We start from the raw sequence: 3266 nt of genomic DNA, 5'->3' as shown, positions 1-3266 counted from the left end.
GTTCGGACATAGCACCCCCTAGCAGCCCTCGACGCGAATTGTTCAGATATCTAACACGGATAAAGGTTGGCCTACAACGCTCCGACCACTTGAAGGCAGCTTTGTCCCGCATAGCGGTCGGCAGCACGAGGGCGGATCTTCGACTCGAACAGCCCTTTGCCGACATTCGTCGCTTTTTTAAGTATCATCAATATACTGGTGAAGCATGATCTTTCGCCCTGCATTGCGCCCTGACCGTGACTCTATCATCTCGCTTCATGTCGAGATCAGCCAACAGGCGTATGCACAAATCCTCCCGCATGACTATCTGCGGAATGCGACGCCTACCGAAAAGCTGCGCTTGTGGAAGCAAAGGTTCGAAGACCTCGATGATCCGAACACACAGATCACCGTTGCGCAGCATGAAGCCAGCGTGGCTGGCTTCATCTGCTTTCAGTTTGACCATGAACCCGAATTTGGCAGCTACTTGCACAACCTGTATCTTGGAAGGGATTGGCGGGGCAGTGGACATGGCCGTGCCCTGATCCGAAATGCGCTAGATCGCTTCGATCCTTATAGACTTGGCCATGCTGTGCATCTGATCGCGTTCTCTGAAAATGCGCCTGCACGGCGCCTTTACGATGGTCTTGGTGGAACTGTGGTTGAGCAGTCGATAAGGCGGCGTGGCAACAACCCTCCGGTCGAAGTGGTGCGCTACCAATGGCAGAGCGCCCGCCTCCTTGCAGACGCCATTCGCGTGTATCACGGTCCCTAAATGGCAGCTTGGCCCCGCAAAGCGGACGGATCAGGAAAACGGTCGAGGGGCTCCTCTGCGGGACGAAGCAACCCTTCTACATTGAGATGCGAACGGCGGCTTTCTATCTCGCTCAGATCACGAGGAATGGCGTGCCTGTGGTGGCGCCATTCTCAAGGGAAGACTGTGCGGCACTGGCGTCGGAAAGCGCAAATTGCGGCCCTTCTGGTTCCCTTGGCCCGGCGCTCAAGGCGGCCAGCGCCTCGGTTGCAACCTTCTCGTAGCGGGCAGGATCCGCGAGATAGGCCATCACGCTTGGCATATGAAACGCAAGGCTTCTCTGCGGGCCTAGATCACTTGCCGAGAGCGAGCCAAGCTCGCCGCCCGCTTGGCCGACGCTCGCGAAGGTGCCGAACTTTGCGGTCGCCTCTAGGGAGGCCCTGAAGGTCGGCTCACCGATGCCATCTACTGTGAAATCCACGCCCTGACCATCGGTCCATTTTCGAGCTTCCACCGCAATGTCCGCGTTGCGGCCGATGACGACCTGGTCAGCACCATGCGCCAGAGCAAGTTCAGCTTTCGCTTCGGTACTCGCCGTAGCCATGATCCGAGCTCGCAGCCGTTTAGCCCATGGAATGACGATGCTGGCCAGCCCACCGGCACCGGCATGGATCAGGATCGTCGTTCCCGGCGTCACCTGGTGGACCTTGTGCAGCAGCATATGCGCAGTGCAGGCTCTCAGCAGGCTGCTGGCGGCAAGCGCGTTGGAAACATCATTGGGGAGCTTCATCGCGCGCCAGGCGGGCAAGAGCCGCGCTTCGGCATATCCGCCCACGGCCCCTGCATAGCCGATACGATCCCCCACCGCGATTTGGGCGACACCTTTGCCGACGGCTTCCACCACACCCGCGCCTTCCACGCCGAGGATAGCAGGCATGGAAAGAGGGTAGATCCCCTTTCGTTGATAGATGTCAATGAAATTCACGCCCGCACCAGTCTGACGCAAACGGATTTCTCCAGGGCCAGGATTGCCGATGTCACGCGAGACAAACGATAGATTCTGCACCCCACCGGGGGCGGATAGCTCGACGACATGCGTCATGATGTACCTCATTCCGATCTAACGAGACGGAATATTAGTGACATCACGACGGCATGAAATGCGTAGATCCTACACTATATTGATGCAAAAATGCATTTCGAAAGGGTGCGATGCATGGATTGGGAAAACATTCGCTTCTTCATTGCCTTGGTCGAAACCGGCAGTACCGCTTCTGCTGCGCGCGAATTGGGTGTCGAACGAACCACCGTTACCCGGCGGATACAGGCACTCGAAAGCGAGACCGGTCTTGCGCTGTTCGACCGGCGAGGACGGCGACTGGCCCTGACCGCGGCGGGGCGCGATTTTGCCGATGCGACCCGGCCGATGATGGAGGCTGCCCATCTGGCGAGGAGATGCGCGGCCGGGATGCGACCCGGCATGAGCGGCCGGGTCACGATTTCCGCCCCCCCTGCCTTGGCCAGAGCCCGGCTGATCGGTCCGCTTCTGTCACTCGGCCGAGAATACCCTAAGCTGGAGCTAAAACTCGCCGGGGAAATCGAGTTCGCCTCGCTGTTACGCGGTGAGGCCGACATTGCAGTGCGCCTGTCGCGGCCGCAGGCAGGCGATCTGGCAGTCTCCAAACTCGGCTCCATCGCGTTTCGTCTATATGCGCACCGCCAGTACATCGCGGGCACTTCCGAGGAGGACCGGCGGTATATCGGTCAGGGCGACGTACGGAATGCCATGCCGCAACAAGTCGCGCTCAACCGGATCGCGGAAGGGAGGTTTGCCTGCTATGCGGATGACCTTGATCTGCAGCTGGCAGCGGTCTTGGCAAAGGGCGGCATCGCGGCGCTTCCTGATTTCCTGGCGGCAGACAAAGACGAACTGATACGGGTGGGATCCGGTGAACCACTTCTCGCCCGCGAGATCTGGTCGGTGACCCACAACTCGCAGCGCCATCAGGAACGGATCAGGCGGACGATCAAGGCTCTGAGAATGGCGCTGAACTGATGTTTTGGCATTTCGCACACGGTCATTCGGGCAAGTTGCAGCATTCGTGGATGAGGGCTCTTCGCGTCCATGCTGCGCCGACCGCTGACCGTCCGCTTTCGCCAAGCCGGCAAGCTCAAGAGGCAGGCTGTCTGACAAAAAAGGCAGAACTATGTGCCACAGAACATCGGGTGGTTTTCTACGATAAACGTCCTCACCATGTCAATGAAATCAGCAGCTTAATTTTGCGTTTGCACAGCAAAACGTCCTTCTTTGCCAATCAAAGCTTCCTTTGTCACCGGCAGAGCTGCAAATTTCTTGGCCGAAAGCAGCCCTTGAAGGGTTGCCAAGCGCCCGAGGCGAAGAGCCCATAGCCGCCCGTCAGTGCCGAAGTAACTATCAGCGACGGGGTTGCTCTGCCGTAACCAGGGGCTAGGCGTATCAGTCGATATGCTGGTTCGACTCCTCGAATTCCGCTTGGGTTTTGCGTGGGTGATC

At 58.6% G+C, this 3266-nt stretch carries 4 protein-coding genes; 2 read left to right on the top strand and 2 right to left on the bottom strand.

Translation table 11 applies throughout. From position 1 onward, the window contains the following. Positions 1-205: 205 nt before the first annotated feature. A complete protein-coding gene (locus DKT70_RS16415) occupies positions 206-754 on the top strand; it encodes a GNAT family N-acetyltransferase (RefSeq protein ID WP_111560158.1) in 549 nt (182 codons plus the stop codon). A gap of 112 nt (positions 755-866) precedes the next feature. On the opposite strand, the gene DKT70_RS16410 is transcribed toward DKT70_RS16415, so the two are convergent. Next, positions 867-1835: a quinone oxidoreductase family protein gene (locus tag DKT70_RS16410; protein ID WP_111560157.1), complete on the bottom strand. Its 969-nt coding sequence runs from the start codon at positions 1833-1835 to the stop codon at positions 867-869. Positions 1836-1949: 114 nt separating this feature from the next. On the opposite strand from DKT70_RS16410, the gene DKT70_RS16405 reads away from it, so the two are divergent. Next, positions 1950-2789: a LysR family transcriptional regulator gene (locus DKT70_RS16405; protein WP_158530131.1), complete on the top strand. Its 840-nt coding sequence runs from the start codon at positions 1950-1952 to the stop codon at positions 2787-2789. Between the two features lie 218 nt (positions 2790-3007). On the opposite strand, the gene DKT70_RS18470 is transcribed toward DKT70_RS16405, so the two are convergent. Continuing rightward, positions 3008-3266 (bottom strand): hypothetical protein (locus tag DKT70_RS18470; RefSeq protein ID WP_233490630.1); only part of this gene is annotated, 259 nt, incomplete at its 5' end.

Origin of the sequence: Paracoccus sediminilitoris, assembly GCF_003259195.1 — a bacterium.
Taxonomy (GTDB): Bacteria; Pseudomonadota; Alphaproteobacteria; order Rhodobacterales; family Rhodobacteraceae; genus Paracoccus; species Paracoccus sediminilitoris.
Note: the sequence above shows the minus strand (reverse complement) of the source record. Positions and strands in the feature narration are given on the sequence as shown.

What these genes read in the sequence shown, in the direction of transcription:
- DKT70_RS16415 (WP_111560158.1), top strand. Translation starts at nt 206, where the DNA reads ATGATCTTTCGCCCTGCATTGCGCCCTGACCGTGACTCTATCATCTCG.
- DKT70_RS16410 (WP_111560157.1), bottom strand. Translation starts at nt 1,835, where the DNA reads ATGACGCATGTCGTCGAGCTATCCGCCCCCGGTGGGGTGCAGAATCTA.
- DKT70_RS16405 (WP_158530131.1), top strand. Translation starts at nt 1,950, where the DNA reads ATGGATTGGGAAAACATTCGCTTCTTCATTGCCTTGGTCGAAACCGGC.